Below are 20,050 nucleotides of genomic sequence, written 5' to 3'. Positions count from 1 at the left end.
GCAGCACGATGGACACCCGCGACCCTCCCTCCCCGGCCCTCCTGGACGCCTTCTGGCGCGTCGTCGCCCGCCATGGCTGGCACGGCACCACCTTCGCGCGCATCGCGGAGGAGAGTGGCGAGAGCCTCGCCGATCTGCGCGGCCGCTACGCGACGCCGGTGGACCTGCTGCGCGCCCATGCCCGTGTGGTGGACCAGGCGGTGCTGGAGGGCACGGTGCCCGGCCAGATGGGCTTCGGCACGGCGCGGGACCGGGTCTTCGACCTGCTGATGCGCCGCTTCGACGCGCTGGCCCCGCACCGGGACGGGATCCTGCGCATGCAGCGCGACCTCATGCGGGACCCGCTCTCAGCCCTGCTGCTCTCCCCCATCCTCATGGCCTCCATGGCCTGGACGCTGGAAGGGGCGGGCGTGTCCACGGCCGGCATCCGCGGCGCCCTGCGCGTGCAGGGGCTGGCCGGCGTGTGGCTCTCGGCCGCCCGTGCCTGGGAGGGGGATGAGAGCGTCGATCTCGGCCCCACCATGGCCGCGCTGGACCGCGCGCTGGACCGGGCCGAGCGCGTGGCCCGCACCCTGCGCCTGACCGAGGCGGAGACGCTCCCGCTCGATGAGATGGGCGGCGGGGCGCCGGGAGGCACCGTCGATCCGCCCCTGGCCGATACGGGGATCATGGTAGCCTCGCTCGATCCGGCCGCATCCGATCCGGCTGCCCCGCCCGCGGACCTGCCGCCCTCCGCCTCCGGCCTGACGGATGGACCGCCCACCCCTTCCGAGCCGCGCAAGCCCGGCGGCCCCGGGGACATGCTGCCGTCCTGACGCATCGCTGAAACCCGGTCGCGCTTGCGGCGCCGGGGCGTGAGGGGCCAGGATGAGGCCCCGACCCAAAAAGGAGGATGCCGATGTCCGACCGCCCCACCCTGCCGCCGGAGATGGACCCGATGCGCCTCCTCTCCGAGATGAGGATGCCCATGCTGGACGTGGAGGCCCTGGCCGCCGCGCAGCGCCGCAACCTCGAGGCGCTCTCCGCCGCCAATCGCGTGGCGCTCGAGGGCGCGCAGGCCGTGGCCCGGCGCCACATGGAGATCCTTCAGCAATCCATGACGGAGATGACGGATGCCGTGCGCGGCACCGCCACCGGCGCCAACCCCCAGGACCGCGCCGCCCGCCAAGCCGATATGGTCAAGGCCACCTATGAGAGGGCCGTGGCCAACATGAAGGAGCTGGCGGACCTCATCCAGAAGTCGAACTCCGAGGCGCTGACGGTGCTGAACAAGCGCTTCTCGGAGGCGATGGACGAGGTGCGCGGCATGGTGGCGAAGAAGGAGGGCTGACGCCCCCAAGGGATGCGCGGCCACCCGGCCGCGCATCGCGGGCGCGTCACGCGGCCCGTACATCCGCCATGAAGCGGTTCACCTGATCGCGCAGTGCGTCGGAGAGCCGCGACACCTCGGCTGAGGCATCCCGCACCTGCCCGGCCGCGACCCCGGTGGTCGCGGCCGCGTCGCGCACCACCCCCGTCTCGCGGCTGACGGCCTGCGCCGCCTCGGCCGTGCCGGACACGTTGCGGGCGATCTCCTGCGTGGCCGCGCCCTGCTCCTCCACCGCCGCGGCGATGGCGCTCGTGGTCTCGTTGATCTCGCTGACCACCTCGCCGATCGCCTGGATTGCCTCCACGGCCTGCCCGGTCGCGCCCTGGATGCCGGCTACCTGCTGCCCGATCTCCTCGGTCGCCTTGGCGGTCTGGGCAGCGAGGCTCTTCACCTCGCTCGCCACCACGGCGAAGCCGCGGCCGGCCTCGCCGGCGCGGGCCGCCTCGATCGTGGCGTTGAGGGCGAGAAGATTCGTCTGGCCGGCGATGTTATTGATCAGCCGCACCACCTCGCCGATGCGGCTCGCCGTCTCGGCCAGGTCGCGCACGGTGCGGTCCGTCCGCTCCGTCTCCTGCACGGCGCGGCGCGCCACCTCGGCCGAGCGGGCGACCTGGCGGGTGATCTCGCCGATGGAGGCCGTCAGCTCCTCCGTCGCCGCCGCGGCGGTCTGCGCGTTTGCCGAAGCGCCGTCCGAGGCGCCGGAGAGGGCGCCGGTGAGCTGCGTGCCCTGCTCCGCGGCGCGGCTCATATCCACGGCCGTCAGGCCCAGGCGCTCGGCGGCGCTGCGCGTGCCGTCCAGCGTTTCCCGGATGTGGCTCCCGAAGTCCTTGAGCAGCCCGTCCAGCCGCTCGCCCCGCTGGCGCTGCGCCTCCGCGCCCTTCTTCTGCTCGGCCGAGAGCCGCTCGCCATCGGCCACCTTGACGCGGAACACCTCCAGCGCGCGGGCCATCTCGCCGATTTCGTCCTTCCGGTCCTGGCCGGCAATGGCCAGGTTCAGCTCGCCGCCCGCCATCCGGCGCATCGTCCCGGCCACCTCGAGCACGGGGCGGGAGACGCCGCGCACGAGCCAGACCACGGCCACCACGGCACCGAGGAGCGCGAGAAGGGTCGCGACGCTGATGAAGATGAGGCTGCTGACGACCATCTGGCTCGCCTCGGTCGCGCTGCCCTCGCTTCCCTTCCTGTTGTATTCCTTCAGCCGCTGGAACGCCGCGGTCAGGTCGCGCGCGCGCGCCGCGTTGACGCCGAGGATGCGCGCGAGCACCTCCTCGTCCCGGCCGGCACGCGAGAGGTCGAACGTCACCTTCGCCTCCCGCGCATAGGCCTCCCAGGCCGGCCGGACCGTGTCGAAGATCGCCTTCTCCTCCTGGCCGGTGAGCATCTCGGGATAGCGCGCCATGAAGTCGTTCAGGCGGCCGGCGACGTTCTCCGCCAGCCTCTCGACCTCCCGCTTGTCCGCTTCCGTACGAACCAGCGCGTGGCGCATGACCGACTGACGGAAGACCTGCACCTCCTCGGAGGCCGTCGCGATCATGTCGACGCTGGGCAGCCAGTTCGTCGCGATCATCTTCGTCTCGGCATCGATGGCCGAGGTGCGCATCATGGCGAAGCCGCCGATGGCCGCCGTCGTCAGCGCGGAGGCCATGACGCCGGCGATGATCCTGGTCCGCAGCAACATCCTTTTAACCCCTGATCCCTCGATCGCTACTCGGCGGCGATCATGGTCACAAGGGCGTGAATTGTTCTCTAATGCGCCGGTCCAGGCAGCGTCAGCGCTTCTCGGAACCCTTCCCGTTTCCGGGCGGGGCGAGCCGCGCGCCGTCCAGCAGGGCGTCGCGCTGGGCCTTCGCCCTGGCGTCCCGCTCCCGCTCCGCCTTGCTGCGACCGTGGGCGGCGCGGTTCGCCGCGGCGCGCGCCTCGGCCTCCGCGCGCTCGCGTGCCTTCCGCACACGGTTCAGGTTGACGATCTCGGCCATGACCGCACGATACAGCCTGGATGGGTGGGGGAACAGCGATGAGGATCGAACTGACGGCGGCGGACGGCCACCGGCTCTCGGCCTGGCGGGCGGGGCCGGCGGATGCGCGCCGCGCGCTCGTCGTGGTGCAGGAGATCTTCGGCGTGAACGCGCATATGCGCCGCCTCTCCGACCATCTCGGCAGCCTCGGCTGGGCCGTGATCACGCCCGCGCTGTTCGACCGCGCGGAGCGCGACGTGGAGCTGGGCTATGAGGCCACCGACCGCGACCGCGGCCTCGCGCTCCGCAAGAAGGTCCCCGACGATGCCGTGATGCGCGACGTCGAGGCGGCCTCGGCGGCGCTGCCGCCGGGCGCGGCGCGCGGGATCATCGGCTACTGCTGGGGCGGCACGATTGCCTGGTGGGGCGCCACCCGCTCGACCAGCTTCGGCGCGGCGGTAGGCTATTACGGCGGCGGCATCGCCGCGACGCGGGAGGAGGTGCCGAACTGCCCCGTCCAGCTCCATTTCGGCGCGGAGGACAAGGGCATTCCCCTGCCGGATGTGGAGCTGATCCGGGTGGCGCAGCCGGGGGTGGAGATCCATGTCTATCCCGGCGCCGGGCACGGCTTCGCCTGCGAGGATCGGTCGAGCCACGATCCCGCCGCGACGGCGCTGGCCGAGGAACGCGCGCTCGCCTTCCTCTCGGCCCGCCTCGGCTAGGCGGGGGGAGCGGCGCGGCAGGAGGAGGGCGTCATGGTCCAGACCGTCGGCAGCATCCTTGTCTTCCTCGTCCTGCTCCTGGCGATCCCCTACATCTGGCCGGACAGCTCCTCCGAGCCGCCGGTGGTGATGGTGGTGCTGCTCGCGCTCGCGGCGGTCGTCGCCCTCATCATCGGCCGCCGCCGGCGCGCCCGCGGGTGGGACGGCAACCCGCGCGGCTGACGCCGCGGCGCCCGCCGCATCAGGGAGCCGCCTCAGCCGGCGCGGAGCACCCGGCCGGCGACCGCGTCCAGCTTCGCCATCAGCGCGGGGTCGCGCTTCTCCGGCGGGGTGACGATGGCCGCGTCCAGCGCGCGGTCGCAGCCCTGCGGGCAGGGGCCGCGCGGGCGGCCGAGGGCGGGCACCACCGCGCGCACGAGGTCCTTCGCGTGACCCGCATTCTCCAGCAGCACCTTCACCACGGCGTCCACCGTGACGTGGTCGTGGTCGGGGTGCCAGCAGTCGTAGTCCGTGACCATGGCGACGGTCGCGTAGCAGAGCTCCGCCTCCCGGGCGAGCTTCGCCTCGGGCATGTTCGTCATGCCGATCACGTCGCAGCCCCAGGCGCGGTAGAGCTCGCTCTCCGCCTTCGTGCTGAACTGCGGCCCCTCCATCACGAGATAGGTGCCGCCGCGCCTGTGCTTCAGCCCGATCCCGCGCGCCGCCTCCTCCAGCGCGTCGCCAAGGCGCGTGCAGAGCGGGTGCGCCATGGAGACATGCGCGACGCAGCCCGTCTCGAAGAAGCTCTTCTTGCGCGCGAAGGTGCGGTCGATGAACTGGTCGACGATGACGAAGGTGCCGGGCGGCAGGTCGCCGTTCAGGCTGCCGACGGCGGAGAGGGAGAGGATCTCCGTGCAGCCCGCGCGCTTCATCACGTCAATGTTCGCGCGGTAGTTCAGTTCGCTCGGCGGCACGCGGTGGCCGCGGCCGTGGCGCGGCAGGAAGACGCAGCGCACGCCGGCCAGCGTGCCGAAGAGCAACTCGTCCGACGCCTCGCCCCAGGGGCTCTCCACGCGCTCCCAGCGCCGGTCCTCCAGCCCCTCGATGTCATAGAGTCCCGAGCCGCCGATCAGGCCGATGACGGGGGTGATCTGGTCGGACATCGCGCGCTCCCATATGTGGCGAGGAGGCATTCGCTCTAGCTGGGAACGCGGGGCCGCACCAGGGCACCGCCCGGCACGAGATTGCCGCGGAGCAACCCTTGGTTGTAATCTTGTCAAACCGTCCCGGGCAGGGAGATGACGCCTGAACACCGTGTCAAATCCCGCCGAGGAGGCGGAGCGGCTGGCCGACGTGACGGAAGCGAGCCTTCCCGACGGGGCCGCGGACGAGCTGCTCGGCGCCCTCCTGCGCGTCGCGAGCGACCTGCTCGGCGTTCCCGTCTCCGGCGTGTCGCTCGTCGGCGAGCGCGAGCAGTTCTTCCGGGCGGCGCAGGGGCTGAAGGCGAGCCCGGTGCCGCGCGGGCTGGCGCCCTGCACCTACGCCATCCAGCGGCCCGATGAGGTGATGGTGGTGCCCGACCTCGCCGCCGACCCGCGCTTCCGGTCCAACCCGCTCGTCGCCGGCGATCCCGGCCTGCGCTTCTATGCCGGCGCTCCGCTGCGCGGCCCGCGGGGCGGCGTCATCGGGACGCTCGGCGTGCTGGACAGGGTGCCGCGCAGCCTCGCGCCCGCGCAGGCGGCGCGGCTGCAGGACCTCGCGCGCGGGATCTCGGCCGCCCTGTCGCTCCGCCACGCGACGCGCGAGGTGCATCGCGCGGCGCGGACCGATTCCCTGACCGGCGCCCTCAACCGCATGGCGCTGGAGGAGATGCTGGCTGCGGACGACCCGCGCAACCTCGGCCTGCTGATGATCGACCTCGACGGCTTCAAGCCGATCAACGACACCTACGGCCATGCCGGCGGCGACCGGGTGCTGGTGGAGGTCGCCTCCCGGCTCCGGCGGACGGTGCGCCCCGGGGATGCCGTCGTGCGGCTCGGCGGGGACGAGTTCCTGGTGGTGACGCGCGGCATCGAGCGGCCCGCGGCGGGGATCGGGCTCGCCGCGCGCATCCACGCCGCCCTTGCCGAGAGCTTCGTGCTGAACGGCTCCAGCCTCACGCTCCGCGCCTCCATCGGCTTCGCGGCCATGCCCTGGCACGCGGCCGACCTGCCCGCGCTGATGGAGCGGGCGGATGCCGCGCTCTATGCGGCGAAGCGGGCGGGGCGGGGCATCACCCACGCCGCCGGCACCGCGGCCGAAGGCGAGGCGCTCGGGCGCGCGGCGCTGGAGGCGCGCCTGCGCGAGGCCTTCGCCCCCGGCGGCATCGCGCCCTTCCACCTCGCCTTCCAGCCGATCGCGAGCCTTTCCACGGGCGAGGTGACCTCGGCGGAGGCGCTGCTGCGCTGGCGCACCGAGAACGGCTTCTGCCTCCGCCCCTCCGAGCTGCTGCCGGTGATCGAGGGCCTCGGCTATTCCGGCGCGCTCGACCGCTGGGTGCTGGGCGAGACCTGCCGCCTGCTCGCGCGCGGCGACGCCCCCTGCCCCGTCGCGGTGAACGCCTCGGCCAGCACCTTCGGCGTGCCGGGCTTCGATGCCGAGGTCGCCGCCGCCCTGCGGGAGCACGGCCTGACCGGGGAGTGCCTCGTCATCGAGATGACGGAGAGCTCGCTGGTGGGGGATGCAGAAGCCGCGCTCGCCAACATGCACGGCCTGGCTAGGCTCGGCGTGCGCGTGGTGCTCGATGACTTCGGCGGCGGGCACGGCACGCTGGCGCGGCTGCGCGATTACCCCTTCCACGCCATCAAGATCGACCGATCGCTCGTCACGGGCTGCGCGGACGGGGCCCAGGGGCTCGCCCTGATGGAGGCGGTCGCCGACATGGCGCAGGCCTTCTCCATCCCGGCCGTGGCGGAGGGGGTGGAGGACGCGGCGCAGCTCGCCGTCCTCTCGCGGCTCGGGGTGGAGCGGGCCCAGGGCTTCCTGCTCTCGCGTCCCCTCCCCTGGGAGGAGTTGGAGGCCGCAGCCACCGCGATGCCGGCCAGACTGCGCGCGATGCTGGCGGAGCAGGCCAGCTCCGTCCTCCCCTGAATGGAAAAGACCCCGCCCCGTCACCGGGGCGGGGCCTTCCCGCGTCTTCGCTGCGCCGGGCACGGGGCCCGGCGCCGTACTCTCAGTGCAGGTTGGCCCAGACCTTCCGCTTCACCGCATAGGCAAGGCCGCCGAGGATGGTCAGGAAGATGACCATGCGGACGCCCAGGGCGCGGCGCTGCTCCAGCTCCGGCTCGGCCGCCCAGGCGAGGAAGGTGGTCACGTCCGTCGCCATCTGGTCCACCGTGGACTTGGTGCCGTCGGCATAGGTGACCTGGCCATCGGTGTTCAGCGGCGCGGCCATGGCGATCTGATGGCCCGGGAAGTACTTGTTGTAGTGCATCCCGTTGGCGACCGTGACGCCGGGCGGCGGCTCCTCGTAGCCGACGAGGAGGGCGTGGAGGTAGTCCGCCCCGCCCTCACGCGCCTTGACCATCACGGAAAGATCGGGAGGCAGCGCGCCGTTGTTCGCGGCGCGGGCAGCGGCATCGTTGGCGAAGGGCCGGCGGAAGCGGTCCGAGGGGCGCGCGGGCCGCTCGAACATCTCGCCGTTGTCGTTCGGCCCGTCCTGCACCTGGAACTGGGAGGCCAGCGCCTGGACCTGCGTCGCGTTCAGCCCGATTCCGGTCAGGTGCCGGTAGGAGAGCTGGCGCATGGAATGGCAGGCCGAGCAGACCTCCTTGTAGACCTGGAAGCCCCGCTGGGCGGAGGCGCGGTCGAAGGTGCCAAAAACGCCGTCGAAGGTGAACTTCGTGTCGGGCAAGTGGATCACGTCGTGACCCTGCGCCCGCGCACCGCCATCCACGGCGGCCGGGGCGAGGGCGAGGGCGGCCGCGATGGCCGCCCCCTTCAGGAACGAGGTCAGTCCGAGGCGCATCACGCCTTCTCCATCGGCTTGGCGGTAGCGCCGGCAGGCAGGGGACCGCCGCCCCGGCGCCCAAGCACCGCCTGGGCGATGCTTTCGGGCAGGGGCAACGGGCGCTCGAACTTCGCCAGCAGCGGCAGAAGCACGAGGAAGTAGGCGAAGTAGTAGGCGGTGCAGATCTGGGCGATCAGGATGTAGGGCTGCTCGGCCGGCTTGCCGCCCACCCAGCCCAGGATGAAGAAGTTCACCGTCCAGAGCAGGAAGACCCACTTCGCGATCGGGCGGAAGCGCATGGAGCGCACCGGCGAGCTGTCCAGCCAGGGCAGGGCGAAGAGGATCACCAGCGCGCCGCCCATCAGCACCACGCCGCCGAGCTTGTTCGGCACCGCGCGGAGCACCGCGTAGAAGGGCAGGAAGTACCACTCCGGCACGATATGGGCCGGCGTCACCAGCGGGTTGGCCGGGATGTAGTTGTCGGGGTGGCCGAGCATGTTCGGCGCAAAGAAGACCAGCAGCGCGAAAACGAGGAAGTAGACGACGATCCCGACGCTGTCCTTCAGCGTGTAGTAGGGATGAAAGGGAACGGTGTCCTTCGGGCCCTTCGGCTCGATGCCCAGCGGGTTGTTGGAGCCCACGATGTGCAGCGCCGCGATATGGAGGAACACCACGCCGGCGATGACGAAGGGCAGGAGGTAGTGGAGGGAGAAGAAGCGGTTCAGCGTGGGGTTGTCCACGGAGAAGCCGCCCCAGAGCCAGGTCACGATGTGCTGGCCGACCACGGGGAAGGCGGAGAACAGGTTGGTGATCACCGTCGCGCCCCAGAAGGACATCTGCCCCCAGGGAAGCACGTAGCCCATGAAGGCGGTCGCCATCATGAGGATGAAGATCACCACGCCGATCATGAAGAGCAGCTCGCGCGGCGTCTTGTAGGAACCGTAGAACAGGTTCCGCCAGATGTGGATGTAGACGACGATGAAGAACATCGACGCCCCGTTGGCGTGGGCGTAGCGCAGCAGCCAGCCGTAGTTCACGTCGCGCATGATGCGCTCGACGGAGTCGAAGGCGAGGCCGGTATTGGCCGCGTACTGCATGGAAAGGGTGATGCCCGTGGCGATCATGATCGCCAGGGTGATCATCGCGAGCGCGCCGAAGTTCCAGAAGTAGTTGAAGTTCCGGGGCGTCGGGAAGGTGCCGTATTCCCGTTGGACCATCGAGATGATGGGCAGGCGCTGGTCGACCCAGCGCAGGACGGGGTTCTTGACGTCTGAGTTGTGGAGGCCTTCGGCCATTGCTTTCGGCTCCTCAGCCGACCCGGATGCGGGTGTCAGAGGTGAAGGTGTAATCGGGGATGGCGAGATTGGTCGGCGCCGGGCCGCGGCGGACGCGGCCGGCCGTGTCGTAGTGGCTGCCGTGGCAGGGGCAGAACCAGCCGCCATAGGCGCCGCGGTCGTCCGTCGGCTTCTGGCCGAGCGGCACGCAGCCGAGATGGGTGCAGACGCCGAGCACCACGAGCCACTGGTCCTTGCCCTGCTTCACGCGGGACTGGTCGGTCGCGGGGTCGCGCAGCTCTCCGACCGGGACGGCGCGGGCCTCCTGGATCTCCTGCGCGGTGCGGCGGCGGACGAAGACGGGCTTGCCGCGCCACATCACCGTCACGGCCTGCCCCTCGGCGATCGGGCCCAGCTCCACATCGGTGCTGGCGAGCGCCAGCACGTCCTGGCTCGGGTTCATCGAGTTGATGAAGGGCCAGGCGACCACGCCGACTCCGACCGCCGCGAAGGAGCCGGCGGCAAGTTTCAGGAAGTCGCGCCGGACCGGGCCTTCCCCGTGCTCCGTGCCGACAGGGTCGGCGTGGCGGGGCCCGGATTCCGCGGGGCTCGTCTTCGGCGGGTTAGCCAGCACATCGGCCATTCGATCGCTCGTCCTGTTCTCCGTCCCCATCCCATGCGCCGTGCGGGGCGCCCGAAGGGGCCGTTGCATCCTCCCCCGCGGGACCGGCTTGCGGCCGGGTGGGCGGGGCGCGGGCCGGACGCGCGGGAACGCGCGGTGCCAGACCGGTGATGGGGCCATATAAAGGTGCGGAACGCGGGGTGGCAACGGCGCCCCCGGCCGCAACCCCTCGATAGGCGCGAATGACACAGAGCCCGACCCCGGACCACCCTCCGGCCGCCCCCTCCGACAGCCCCTGGGCCGTCCCCGCCCGCGCCTGGTTCGAGGGGCTGCGGGACCGGCTCTGCGCCGCCTTCGAGGCGATCGAGGACGAGGGCACGGCCGGCCCGCACGCCGCCCTCCCGCCCGGCCGCTTCCTCCGCACGCCCTGGGAGCGCCCGGAGGGCGGGGGCGGCGTGATGTCGGTGATGAAGGGGCGGGTCTTCGAGAAGGTGGGGGTCAACGTCTCCACCGTCTGGGGCGAGTTCAGCCCGGAGTTCCGCCGCCAGATCCCCGGGGCGGAGGAGGACCCCCGATTCCTCGCCACCGGCGTCTCGCTCGTCGCCCATATGCGCTCGCCCCTTGTGCCGGCGGCCCATATGAACACCCGCTTCATCACCACGCGGCGGAGCTGGTTCGGCGGGGGCGGCGACCTGACGCCCATGTTCCCGGACAGCCCGGAGGCGCAGGAGGACGCGGCCGGCTTCCACGCTGCCTTCCGCGCGGCCTGCGACCGGCACGACCCCGGCTACTACCCCCGCTTCAAGAAATGGTGCGACGAGTACTTCTTCCTCCCCCACCGGGGGGAGCCGCGGGGGCTGGGCGGCATCTTCTACGACTGGCTCGGCCGGGACGAGCCGGACGGGGCGCGGCTGGCGGACCACTTCGCCTTCACCCGCGACGTGGGCGAGGCCTTCCTGGAGTCCTATCCCGCCATCGTCCGCCGCCGCATGCACGAGCCCTGGACGGAGGCGGAGCGGGAGGCGCAGCTCATCCGCCGCGGCCGCTACGTCGAGTTCAACCTCCTGCACGACCGCGGCACGCTCTTCGGCCTGCGGACCGGGGGCAATGTGGAGGCGATCCTCATGTCCATGCCGCCCGAGGTGCGCTGGCCATAGGGTGGGCCGTCACCCCAGCGCCCCTTTCCGCCCAGGCAAGGAGGGAGATCCTCATCAAAGTTACGAAATCATGAAGCTCTGATGACGATCCGACGGCCTGCCGATCTATGTTTCCGGAAATCGGCAGGGAACGTTGCTCATGCGACCGAGAGACGGGACAGCGGGGGCACCATTCCCGAGGGGCAGTTTGACCACCGTCCCGCGGCAGTTCTTCGGAATCCCGGGCATCGCCCTCCTGCTCGGCTCCCTGCTCGCCCTCGACGGCATGTTCATGCTGCTGCACGGGATGAACGTGCTGCAGGAGTATCTTGGCCAGTCCGGCGCATTCAGCGACCGGCGCTTCAGCATCGAGCAGGATGGCGGGTTCGCGGAGCAGTACGAGTACGCCAAGACGATCGCCTGCTCGCTCTTCCTCCTCGGCTGCCACCGCCGGACCGGGCAGCCCGTCTATCTCGCCCTTGCCGCAACCTTCGCCCTCGCCCTGCTGGACAACGCGCTCCGGCTTCATGAACAGGTGGGTGAGCTCGCTGCTCCCTCCCTGCAGAGCCTCAGGCAGCTGTTCGAATCCGCCCCCGAAGCGCTCTCGGAGATGGCGTTCCTGCTCGTGTTGGGGCTCCTCGTGGCAGGCGGGCTCGGCCTGGGCTTCGCGAAGTCGACGCAGCGGCACCGGATCATCGGGGCCAGCTTCGTGGCCGTCCTGATCGTGCTCGGCGGCTTCGGGATCGCGATCGACCTGCTGCACTCCATCGCCGGCCGGATCAACCTGAAGGTGGACCGGGTCTTCGGCTTCATCGAGGACGGAGGCGAGCTCGTCGTTCTCTCCCTGGCCTGCGCGATGTCCTGCGCGGCGTTCCTGCACTTCAGGGCACCGGAGCGGCCCTACGGAACGAAGGGGCTGGGACCGTCCCCGATTGGCGTGAGGGCCGACAGGCCATAGGCTGGCGGCAAAACAGGTACCGAGGAATCGTCATGATCGCGCGCCGTCCCCTCCTCGGGGCAGGGCTGGCCCCGTTCGTCATCCGCCCCTCCATGGCCCAGTCTGGGGCCCAGTCTGGGGCCCAGTCCGGGGCCCAATCAGGCGACTGGCCGAACCGGCCGGTGCGGCTGATCGTCCCCTTCCCGCCCGCCGGCTCCACCGACGTGATGACGCGCATCTACGGGGAGGCGCTCCAGCAGCGGCTGGGCGGGAACTTCGTGGTGGAGAACCGGCCGGGCGCCGGGGGCAATATCGGGATGGACGCCGTCGCGAAGGCGCCACCCGACGGCTACACCTTCGGCATGGCCACGATCGGCCAGTTCTCGATCAACCAGTTCCTCTATTCCCGCATGCCCTGGGACATCGACCGGGACTTCGTGCCGGTGGCCCTGACCTACGAGCTGCCGAACGTGGTGATCGTCAGCAGCCAGCACTGCCCGGCGCGCACGCTGGCAGAGTTCATCGCCTGGGCGCGGGAGCGGCCGCAGGGGATCTCCTACGGCAGCCCCGGCGTGGGGACCACCGCGCATCTCTCGGGCGCCCTGTTCACCCAGCGGCTGAAGCTTAACGCCGAGCACGTGCCCTTCCGCGGCGCGGCGCAGATCACCCCGGCCATGCTCTCGGGCGACCTGACCTGCGCGATCGACAACCTCGCCTCTTACATCCCCATCATCCAGGAGGGGCGGATGCGAGCCTTCGCCGTCACCTCCGCCGAGCGCTGGCCGAACCTGCCGGAGCTTCCCACCATGGCCGAGGCGGGAATGCCGGACTTCGTCGTCACCTCCTGGGCCGCCCTCGTCGCGCCGGCGGGCACGCCGCGGGCGGTGGTGGACCGCATGAACGCCGCCCTGAAATCGGTCGCGGAGGATGCGGCGGTTCAGCGCCGGTCACTGGGGGCCGGGACGAAGCTGCTCTGGTCCACGCCGGAAGGGGCCGCGGAGCGCGGGAAGGCGGAGAGGCCGATGTGGCAGGAAGCGGTGCGCCTGACGGGCGCGCGGGCGGATTGAGAAACGGCCGGGGCGGGCCTGCCGCCCCGGCAATTCCAGGTCTGCATCGCCAGGGCTCAGTAGCCCGTGCGGTCGCCCTTCAGTTCGGGGTCGTGGGTGTGGTGGCTGTCGCGCTCACCCCCGCCGCCGGAGACCTGGCTCTTGCTGCTGTTGGTCGCGGGGCCGGGCACCGTCTTGCCCTTCTCCCGGTGAGCCTCGCCATGGCTGCCGCCCTGGTGGCTGCTGCCAGGGCCGCCAGTGGCGCGATTGGTGTCAGGATCCTTGTCGGGCATGGTTCAACGGTCCTGCTGATAACCCTGGTGGTGGGTGTTGATGCCGGTGTTGTCCTGCTGTCCCTGCTGGCCCGGATCGAACTTGCCGCGATTCTCGGCGGTGTTGCGCGCGTCCTTCGGGTTGACGTCGCCCTCGCCGGGGTTGTTGCCGCCGTGCGGCGCCTGATTGGCGGGCGGGACGGGCGGCATATGGGCCTTGGACATTGGCGGGCCTCCTGAACTCTTCCGTGGAGGGTGGTTAACGCCCCCGCGCCGTCGCCGTTGCCCCCTTTCCCCTCCCCGCCCTATCTCCCTTCCATGCCGCAAGACCTGACCACATCGGCCGGACGCCGGGCCGCCCTGGTGAACAGCCTGTTCGTGGACCACGCCATCCTCCGCCAGGGCTGGCGCAACTGGGGCGTGGTGGCGCCCGGGCGGCTCTACCGCTCCAACCACCCCTCGCCCTGGCAGCTCCGGGACGCCGCCCGGCGCCTCGGGCTGCGCACCGTCATCAACCTTCGGGGGGAGAGGGTGGAGTGCGGCTCGGACGCCCTGTCCCGCGCAGAGGCGCGGCGGCTCGGCCTGGTTCACATCGACGCGCCCTTCGAGAGCCGCGGCGCCCCGCACCAGGACCGCATCCTGCGCCTGGCCGGGATCTTCGCGGAGATGGAGGAGCCCGCCCTCCTCCACTGCAAGTCCGGCGCGGATCGCACGGGGCTGGCCGCGGGCATCTTCCTGCTGCTGGAAGGCGGCACGAGCGCCGAGGCGCTGGGCCAGCTCCACTGGCGCCACGGCCATGTCAGCGCCTCCCGCACAGGGATCCTGGACGCCTTCTTCCGCCTCTATGCCCGCCGGGCCGAGGGGCGGCTGCCCTTCCTCGACTGGGTGCGGGACGAGTACGACGAGGGGGCGCTGCGCGAGGATTTCCGCAGCCGCCCCTGGGCGGACCGGCTGGTGGACGGGGTGCTGCGGCGGGAATAGGCCCGCCTCTCAGCCGACCGGCAGCCACTCCACGATGATCGCCGCGGCGGGGCCGCCCGGCGCCCGGAGCGCCGTGGCGCCGGGATGCAGCAGCGTGTCCCCCGCCTCCAGCCGCCCGCCGCCCACGTCCAGCACGCCCTCCGCGCAGAACAGGGCCAGGACGGTGCCGGGCAGGCGCGCGCCATGGGAGGCGGCGATCCGGCAGGCCTGCACCCGCCCCTCTCCGGCGCCGCGGCGGATAAATAGATTGAAGGCGCGCCCCGGGCCGCCCGCAGGGACGTAATGCGCCGGCCGGTCTCCGGGAAAGAGCACGGGCACCAGCGGGCGGCAGGGGATGGGGTGCCCCTCCAGGGTGAGGGTGCCGCCCTCCCCCGCGACCGGGGTGAAGATTCGGTCGGTTTCGGGGAAGTGCGAGAAGGCGGCCTCGCCGCCGAGATCGGCGATGCCGATGAGCCAGCCCGGCCCCTCCGCCACGTCGCGCGTGGTGCCGAGGCCGTTGGGCCAGGGGCGCGGGCGCAGCCCGGCCGCGCGGATGAGGCGCAGGGTCATGCGGGGACGAAGGCCTGGGCCCGCACCAGCCCGGCATAGGGGCCGCCGCGCCCCAGCAGCTCGTCATGCGTCCCCGATTCGGCCACGCGCCCGCCCTCCACCACCAGGATCAGATCCGCGTCCCGCACGGTGGAGAGGCGGTGCGCCACCACCAGCGTCGTCCGCCCCGCGCGCAGGGTGGCGAGCGCGGACTGCACCGCCGCCTCGCTCGCCGTGTCGAGCGCGCTCGTCGCCTCGTCCAGCAGCAGCACGCGCGGGTTGCGCAGCAGCGCGCGGGCGAGGGAGATGCGCTGCCTCTGCCCGCCCGAGAGCCGCGCGCCGCCGGGGCCGAGCACGGTGTCGTATCCCTCGGGCAGCATCGCGATGAAGTCGTGCGCGGCGGCGGCGCGGGCGGCGGCCTCCACCTCCGCCTCCGTCGCGCCGGGGCGGCCGCAGGCGATGTTGGCGCGGGCGGTGTCGTCGAACACCGTCGCGTCCTGGCCGACATAGGCGATGGCGTCGCGCAGCGATTCGAGGGAGACGGCGCGCAGGTCGGCCCCGTCCAGCGTCACGCGCCCGGCGGAGGGGTCGTAAAGGCGGGGGACGAGGGCGAGGGCGGTGGACTTGCCCGCGCCCGAGGGCCCGACGAGGGCGAGGGTGCGCCCGGGCTCGGCGACGAAGCTCAGCCCGCTGAGGGCCGCGCGCCCGTCCTCGTAGAGGAAATGCACCTCCTCGAAGGCCACGCGCCCGGCGCCGGGCGGCAGGGCGGGGGCGCCGGGCGGGGCGGCGATGCTGCGGGGCGCGTCGATCACCGCGTTCACCCGGGCCAGCCCTGCCAGCCCTTCCTGCAGGGCGGCGTTGAGGCTGCCCAGCGCGCGCACGGGCCGGGCGGCGATGAGGAGGGCGGCGACGAAGCCGGTGAACTCGCCCACCGTCCCCTCTCCCTGGGACACGCGCCAGCCGACGAGGGCGAGGATGGCCGCCACCGCCACGCCGCCGATCGCCTCCAGCATGGGGTCGAGGCTCGCCCGCGTGCGGGCGATGGAGAGAAGGCTGGCGCGGAGATCCGCGAAGAGCCGCGCGGCCCGGCGCTCCTCCGCCTCCTCCAGCCGGTAGGTGCGGACCACGCGCGCGGCGCCGAAGCTCTCGGTCAGCGCCGCGGCCGCCTCCCCCACCCGCTCCTGCATCCCGCCCGAGGCGCGGCGGATCCGCTTGCCCAGGCGCAGGATCGGCACGACGGCGATGGGGTAGAGCAGCGCCGCGACGAGGGACATCTTCCAGTCCAGCCACACCATCGAGCCGACGAGGCCGATCACGGTCAGCACGTCGGCCACCGCGTTGATCGCCTTGGTCAGCGCCTCGCGGATGGCGGCGGCGTCGGCGGTGAAGCGGGCGGCGTGGCGGGCCGGGGCGTCCCGCGCCACGGTGGCGAGGTCGGCGCGGGTGAGGGCGCGGAAGAGCCGGTTCTGCAGCCCCTCAATCACGCGCAGCACGGTGGACTGGATGGAGACGGCCTGGCCGTACTGCGCCAGCGCCTTGGCCGCGGTGAGGGCGATGATGGCCGGCGGGATGGCCCAGACGATCCGCCCGTCCCCCGCCGCGAAGAGGTCGAAGGCCTGCTGGATGACCACGGGGTAGAGGGCGGTCAGCGCCGCGACCAGCCCCGTGCAGAGAAGGGCGAGGAGGATGCGGCGGGGATGGTGCCGCACCTCCTCCCGCCAGAGCCGCGCGATCAGGGCGCGGCTGGTGTCGGGGTCGAGACGCCGTTTGCCGGATGAGGGGGCCATGGGCGGCGGTTACCCCTGCCGCGCGCCCATGGCCAGAGACCTGTGCCTCAGTCCCGCTTGCGGGCCGCGTCCACGCTCCAGGGGCCGGGGCCGGCGAAGAAGATGTAGAGGAAGACGAAGCAGTAGAGGATCGCCGCGTCGCCGCCGTTCAGCGTGGGCCAAAATACAGGAGCCGCATTCGGGGCAAAGTTTTTGAAGACGTGAAACTGCCAGAAAGCGACAGCCATTTCGCCGGACAGGATGAACGCGACGGGCCGAGTGAAGAGGCCGAACATCAGCAACAGCCCGCCCACCAGTTCTATGATTGCACCGATGCCGTACTGGGACATCAGCGGCGGCAGAACGCCACTCGGCGGCGGGCCGGGGAAGGCGAAGAGCTTCTGCGTGCCGTGCAGGAGGAAGATGAAGGCCGCGACGATCCGCAGGATGGAGAGCACGCGCGGCGCCCAGGTGACGAGGGTGGGGGACAAGGCGGGGACTCCGATTCGATGGTGAACAAGCCGTAACCGGACCGCTCAGCCCTCCGGAAGCGTTTTCGCGTGAATGTCCCTCATCAACCCCGCCAATCGGGCGCGGCAGGCCTCGGCACCGGCGGTGCAGCCGCCCTCCAGCCACCAGCGGCGGGTCTCGGCCAGGAGGCGCCCCATCTCCGGGCCGGGGCTCATCCCCAGCGCCAGCGCGTCGCGGCCCTGAAGGGGGAAGACGGGGCGCGGCAGGGCGGAGAGGCGGGCGCGGAAGCGGGCCCAGGCCTCGTCCCCCGGCCCCTCCCAGCCCCAGGCGCGGTTCACGGCCTGCCGCAGCCAGGCGGCGTCCAGCAGCCGGTCGAGCGGCTGCTCGGCCAGCAGGCGCCGCAGCGCGTCGTCGTCCGGCCCGCCGGCCGCGATCTCGGGCTGCACCGGCAGGATGTCGTGCCCCGCGCGGTAGCGGGCGACGAGGCGCTGAACCTCCTCGTTCGAGGCCTTCAGCCGCCGCGCGGCCTCGGCGGCGCCGTGGGTGAGAAGGGCGTCGAAGCGCAGCATCGGGTCGGGCGGCGCGCCGATCTCCGACAGGGCCCGGAGATGGCCGGAGGCGCCGAGGCAGGCGGGGCCGAGGACGGCGGGCAGCACCCCGGTTTCCTCCATCAGCGCCACCGCCCCGGAGGGCTCCGGCGCGGCCAGGAGGCGCTTGAGTTCCGACCACACCCGCTCGGCCGAGAGGCGCGAGAGGCTGCCGACGGCGCCGCGGATGGCCGCCACCGCCGCCGGGTCCGGCTCCCCCCGCCCGTAGCGCGCCTGGAACCGGAAGTAGCGGAGGGCGCGGAGATGGTCCTCGGCCAGCCGGGTCGCGGGATCGCCCACGAAGCGCACGCGGCCGGCGGCCAGGTCCTCCCGCCCGCCGAAATAGTCCCAGAGGTCACCCCCGGCGGAGAGGGAGAGGGCGTTGATGGTGAAGTCGCGCCGCGCCGCGTCCTCCCGCCAGTCGGTGGTCCATTCCACCACGGCGTGGCGGCCGTCCGTCACCACGTCCCGGCGCAGGCTCGTCACCTCCACCGGCTCGCCGTCGAGCACGGCGGTGACGGTGCCGTGGGCGAGGCCCGTCTCGTGGACCTTCAGCCCCGCAGCGGTGAGGCGGGCGGCGATCTCCCCGGGCGGCAGGGGGGCGGCGACGTCGGTATCGGCCACGGGGCGCCCGGCCAGCGCGTCCCGCACCGCCCCGCCCACCGCGCGCGATCCCGGCAGGGCGGCCAGCACCGCGGCGGCGGCGGGCGTGGCCAGGAAAGCGGGCGGGTCGATCCGGGCGACGGGCGGGTCGCTCATCGGCGCGGCGGGCCCTCATGCGGGAAAGGAGGGTTGAGGCCGGGGCCGGGCGGCCAGGCGCCCGGGCGGTCCGTACGCTCGGAATGGCCGGGGGTGATGCCCTCCACCGTGGCGCGCGGGGGCACGTAGACGGCGCTGGGGTCCATCCCGCGCGACAATCCGTACAGGATTGCCCCGCCGATGGAGAGGACCAGCCCCAGCACGGCGAGGGCGAGGACATGGGTCCCCACCGCCTGGCCGGGGTTCAGCCGCAGCCAGATCGCGTAGAGCCCGAAGGGCAGAAGGAAGAGGATCGCCTCGAAGATGTAGGGCATTGCCCGCCTATATGCCGTCGGCCACCCCGCACCGGTAGGGCGGGGTCAGTCGCGCAGCGCGAGGGCGAGGCTGCGGAGCATGGTGGCCGTGGCGCCCCAGATCGTCTGCGTCTCGTGCGGCCAGGACCAGTAGTGCCGCGTCCGCCCGCCGAAGACGCCGCTGCGCCGCTCCGGCGAGGCGGGATCGAGCAGGCGGGAGAGGGGGTACTCGAACACCTCCGCCACCTCGGCGAGCTCGGGGGTGAGGCTCACCGGCGGGTCCAGCAGCGCGACCACGGGCACGACGTGGAAGCCCGTCCCGGTCACGAGACCGGGCAGGCGCCCGGCGAGGCGCGGCAGGCGGGGGTCCAGCCCCACCTCCTCGGCGGCCTCGCGCAGGGCGGCGGCCTCGGGCGTCTCGCCCGGCTCGATCCGGCCGCCGGGAAAGGCGACCTGCCCGGCATGGGAGGAGAGGGTGGCGGCGCGCAGCGTCAGCAGCACCGTGGGCGCCTCGTGCAGCAGCACGGGCACCAGCACGGCGGAGCGGCGCATCCCGTCCGGGGACTGCACATCCCCCGCCGCGCGGGCGAGGCGGGCGGGGTCGGCGAGGCGCTCCTCCACCTCGGCGGGGGTGAGGGACAGCGGGAGAAGCGCGGGGAGACTATCGATGGGAGAAGCCGTCACGCGATCTCGTCGTCGAGTTCCCCGACGGGAACCTCCTCGGCCGGGCTGTCGTCGATGACGAAGAAGACGCCCTGGCTCCAGACGCCCATCACCTCGCGCCCGTCCATCGTCTCCGGCTGGGCCAGCGCCACCAGCTCGTAGAAGACGGGGCGGCTGATCCGGGCCTCCAGCCCGGGGCGGACCGTGACATAGGGGCGGGGCTCGCGGGTCACGGGGTCGATCTCCACCCGGATCGGGTGGTTCTCGTCGGCGGTGACCATCTCGTCCAGGTTGGTGCGGAAGGTCAGGCACTGGCGGGCGCGGCGCTTCGGGGGGGCGCCGCCGTCGCAGGCGCCCTCGCCGCAGCAATGGCCCCAGGTCAGCTCCACCGCCACGAAGGGGGCGTCCTCCACCTCGATCCGGCCGCGCTCGACGGGGGTTTCCAGCCAGTAGCTGCCATCGGCCTCGCGCTTGAGGACGGAGGCGAAGAGGCAGACCAGCTCCTTCCGGCCGATCGGGCTGCCCTGGTAGTGCCAGGAGCCATCTCGCGCGATGCGCATGTGGAAATCGCCGCAGATCGTTCGCGGCGCCCGGGCCAGCGCGCCCGAAACCACCGGCGCCGCCGGTTTTCCGCCACCCGTCACGTCATGCATTCCCAGCGCCATGTGACTTCCTCCGCGCCATCGAAGCGCCCTACCCTCC

The 20,050-nt window shown here is 72.4% G+C and carries 24 protein-coding genes; 9 read left to right on the top strand and 15 right to left on the bottom strand.

The window, feature by feature from the left end; genetic code table 11:
* Positions 1 to 8 precede the first annotated feature (8 nt).
* A complete protein-coding gene (locus tag FHS87_RS13375) occupies positions 9 to 815 on the top strand; it encodes a TetR family transcriptional regulator (RefSeq protein WP_184519075.1) in 807 nt (268 codons plus the stop codon).
* 83 nt (positions 816 to 898) lie between these two features.
* Positions 899 to 1,330, top strand: coding sequence for a phasin family protein (locus FHS87_RS13370; protein ID WP_184519073.1), 432 nt, complete (start codon positions 899 to 901; stop codon positions 1,328 to 1,330).
* A gap of 46 nt (positions 1,331 to 1,376) precedes the next feature.
* On the opposite strand, the gene FHS87_RS13365 is transcribed toward FHS87_RS13370, so the two are convergent.
* Positions 1,377 to 3,047, bottom strand: a complete 1,671-nt coding sequence (locus FHS87_RS13365; protein WP_184519070.1) for a methyl-accepting chemotaxis protein — start codon at positions 3,045 to 3,047, stop codon at positions 1,377 to 1,379.
* Between the two features lie 91 nt (positions 3,048 to 3,138).
* Positions 3,139 to 3,345, bottom strand: a complete 207-nt coding sequence (locus FHS87_RS13360; protein ID WP_184519068.1) for a DUF4169 family protein — start codon at positions 3,343 to 3,345, stop codon at positions 3,139 to 3,141.
* 38 nt (positions 3,346 to 3,383) lie between these two features.
* On the opposite strand from FHS87_RS13360, the gene FHS87_RS13355 reads away from it, so the two are divergent.
* Positions 3,384 to 4,046 carry a dienelactone hydrolase family protein gene (locus FHS87_RS13355; protein WP_184519066.1) on the top strand — a complete coding sequence of 221 codons (663 nt, stop codon included), beginning with the start codon at positions 3,384 to 3,386 and terminating at the stop codon, positions 4,044 to 4,046.
* A 33-nt stretch (positions 4,047 to 4,079) separates the two neighbouring features.
* Positions 4,080 to 4,268, top strand: coding sequence for a hypothetical protein (locus FHS87_RS13350; protein ID WP_184519064.1), 189 nt, complete (start codon positions 4,080 to 4,082; stop codon positions 4,266 to 4,268).
* A gap of 32 nt (positions 4,269 to 4,300) precedes the next feature.
* On the opposite strand, the gene FHS87_RS13345 is transcribed toward FHS87_RS13350, so the two are convergent.
* Positions 4,301 to 5,188 (bottom strand): S-methyl-5'-thioadenosine phosphorylase, encoded by an 888-nt coding sequence (locus tag FHS87_RS13345; protein WP_184519061.1) that lies wholly within the window; start codon positions 5,186 to 5,188, stop codon positions 4,301 to 4,303.
* Between the two features lie 151 nt (positions 5,189 to 5,339).
* Between FHS87_RS13345 and FHS87_RS13340 the strand changes: the two genes are divergently transcribed.
* Positions 5,340 to 7,154, top strand: coding sequence for a putative bifunctional diguanylate cyclase/phosphodiesterase (locus FHS87_RS13340; protein ID WP_184519059.1), 1,815 nt, complete (start codon positions 5,340 to 5,342; stop codon positions 7,152 to 7,154).
* A gap of 82 nt (positions 7,155 to 7,236) precedes the next feature.
* Here the strand turns inward: FHS87_RS13340 and FHS87_RS13335 are convergent, their stop codons facing one another.
* The 3 genes from FHS87_RS13335 to petA are packed head-to-tail and all read right to left on the bottom strand — an operon-like array spanning position 7,237 to position 9,930.
* Positions 7,237 to 8,031, bottom strand: coding sequence for a cytochrome c1 (locus FHS87_RS13335; RefSeq protein ID WP_184519057.1), 795 nt, complete (start codon positions 8,029 to 8,031; stop codon positions 7,237 to 7,239).
* Positions 8,031 to 9,308: a cytochrome b gene (locus FHS87_RS13330; protein WP_184519054.1), complete on the bottom strand. Its 1,278-nt coding sequence runs from the start codon at positions 9,306 to 9,308 to the stop codon at positions 8,031 to 8,033. The genes FHS87_RS13335 and FHS87_RS13330 overlap by 1 nt, the downstream gene beginning before the upstream one ends.
* 13 nt (positions 9,309 to 9,321) lie before the next feature.
* Positions 9,322 to 9,930: a ubiquinol-cytochrome c reductase iron-sulfur subunit gene (petA, locus tag FHS87_RS13325; RefSeq protein WP_184519051.1), complete on the bottom strand. Its 609-nt coding sequence runs from the start codon at positions 9,928 to 9,930 to the stop codon at positions 9,322 to 9,324.
* Positions 9,931 to 10,151: 221 nt separating this feature from the next.
* Here petA and hemF point away from each other — a divergent pair, with 221 nt between their 5' ends.
* From hemF to FHS87_RS13310, 3 genes are all read left to right on the top strand, one after another.
* Positions 10,152 to 11,066 (top strand): oxygen-dependent coproporphyrinogen oxidase, encoded by a 915-nt coding sequence (gene hemF, locus FHS87_RS13320; RefSeq protein ID WP_184519048.1) that lies wholly within the window; start codon positions 10,152 to 10,154, stop codon positions 11,064 to 11,066.
* 187 nt (positions 11,067 to 11,253) lie between these two features.
* Positions 11,254 to 12,003 carry a hypothetical protein gene (locus tag FHS87_RS13315; RefSeq protein WP_184519046.1) on the top strand — a complete coding sequence of 250 codons (750 nt, stop codon included), beginning with the start codon at positions 11,254 to 11,256 and terminating at the stop codon, positions 12,001 to 12,003.
* Positions 12,004 to 12,035: 32 nt separating this feature from the next.
* On the top strand, positions 12,036 to 13,049 hold the full coding sequence (locus FHS87_RS13310) for a Bug family tripartite tricarboxylate transporter substrate binding protein (RefSeq protein WP_184519043.1): 1,014 nt from the start codon (positions 12,036 to 12,038) through the stop codon (positions 13,047 to 13,049).
* Positions 13,050 to 13,105: 56 nt separating this feature from the next.
* Here the strand turns inward: FHS87_RS13310 and FHS87_RS13305 are convergent, their stop codons facing one another.
* Positions 13,106 to 13,321 carry a hypothetical protein gene (locus tag FHS87_RS13305; protein WP_184519040.1) on the bottom strand — a complete coding sequence of 72 codons (216 nt, stop codon included), beginning with the start codon at positions 13,319 to 13,321 and terminating at the stop codon, positions 13,106 to 13,108.
* A gap of 3 nt (positions 13,322 to 13,324) precedes the next feature.
* Positions 13,325 to 13,525, bottom strand: a complete 201-nt coding sequence (locus tag FHS87_RS13300) for a hypothetical protein (protein ID WP_184519036.1) — start codon at positions 13,523 to 13,525, stop codon at positions 13,325 to 13,327.
* A gap of 93 nt (positions 13,526 to 13,618) precedes the next feature.
* On the opposite strand from FHS87_RS13300, the gene FHS87_RS13295 reads away from it, so the two are divergent.
* The gene (locus FHS87_RS13295; protein ID WP_184519034.1) at positions 13,619 to 14,281 is read left to right on the top strand and encodes a tyrosine-protein phosphatase; all 663 of its coding nucleotides are present in this window, start codon (positions 13,619 to 13,621) and stop codon (positions 14,279 to 14,281) included.
* A gap of 9 nt (positions 14,282 to 14,290) precedes the next feature.
* Here the strand turns inward: FHS87_RS13295 and FHS87_RS13290 are convergent, their stop codons facing one another.
* Genes FHS87_RS13290 through FHS87_RS13260 form a run of 7 tightly spaced genes read right to left on the bottom strand, consistent with a single transcriptional unit; the run spans position 14,291 to position 20,013 of the window.
* A complete protein-coding gene (locus tag FHS87_RS13290; protein ID WP_184519031.1) occupies positions 14,291 to 14,830 on the bottom strand; it encodes a HutD/Ves family protein in 540 nt (179 codons plus the stop codon).
* Positions 14,827 to 16,596: an ABC transporter ATP-binding protein gene (locus FHS87_RS13285; RefSeq protein WP_184519028.1), complete on the bottom strand. Its 1,770-nt coding sequence runs from the start codon at positions 16,594 to 16,596 to the stop codon at positions 14,827 to 14,829. The genes FHS87_RS13290 and FHS87_RS13285 overlap by 4 nt, the downstream gene beginning before the upstream one ends.
* Before the next feature lie 47 nt (positions 16,597 to 16,643).
* Complete coding sequence (locus FHS87_RS13280; RefSeq protein ID WP_184519025.1) at positions 16,644 to 17,066, bottom strand: DoxX family protein; 423 nt, start codon at positions 17,064 to 17,066, stop codon at positions 16,644 to 16,646.
* 45 nt (positions 17,067 to 17,111) lie between these two features.
* Entirely contained in the window at positions 17,112 to 18,392 is a 1,281-nt protein-coding gene (locus FHS87_RS13275) for a CCA tRNA nucleotidyltransferase (protein WP_184519022.1), read from the bottom strand.
* Positions 18,389 to 18,706, bottom strand: coding sequence for a hypothetical protein (locus tag FHS87_RS13270; RefSeq protein WP_184519019.1), 318 nt, complete (start codon positions 18,704 to 18,706; stop codon positions 18,389 to 18,391). The genes FHS87_RS13275 and FHS87_RS13270 overlap by 4 nt, the downstream gene beginning before the upstream one ends.
* Positions 18,707 to 18,751: 45 nt before the next feature.
* Positions 18,752 to 19,369, bottom strand: a complete 618-nt coding sequence (locus FHS87_RS13265; protein WP_312861992.1) for a CoA pyrophosphatase — start codon at positions 19,367 to 19,369, stop codon at positions 18,752 to 18,754.
* Entirely contained in the window at positions 19,366 to 20,013 is a 648-nt protein-coding gene (locus tag FHS87_RS13260; protein WP_246418385.1) for a DUF1285 domain-containing protein, read from the bottom strand. The genes FHS87_RS13265 and FHS87_RS13260 overlap by 4 nt, the downstream gene beginning before the upstream one ends.
* Between the last annotated feature and the right edge of the window lie 37 nt (positions 20,014 to 20,050).

Origin of the sequence: Muricoccus pecuniae, assembly GCF_014199205.1 — a bacterium.
GTDB lineage: Bacteria > Pseudomonadota > Alphaproteobacteria > Acetobacterales > Acetobacteraceae > Roseomonas > Roseomonas pecuniae.
The sequence above is the reverse complement of the archived record's forward strand: the minus strand, read 5'-3'. Positions and strand labels throughout refer to the sequence as shown.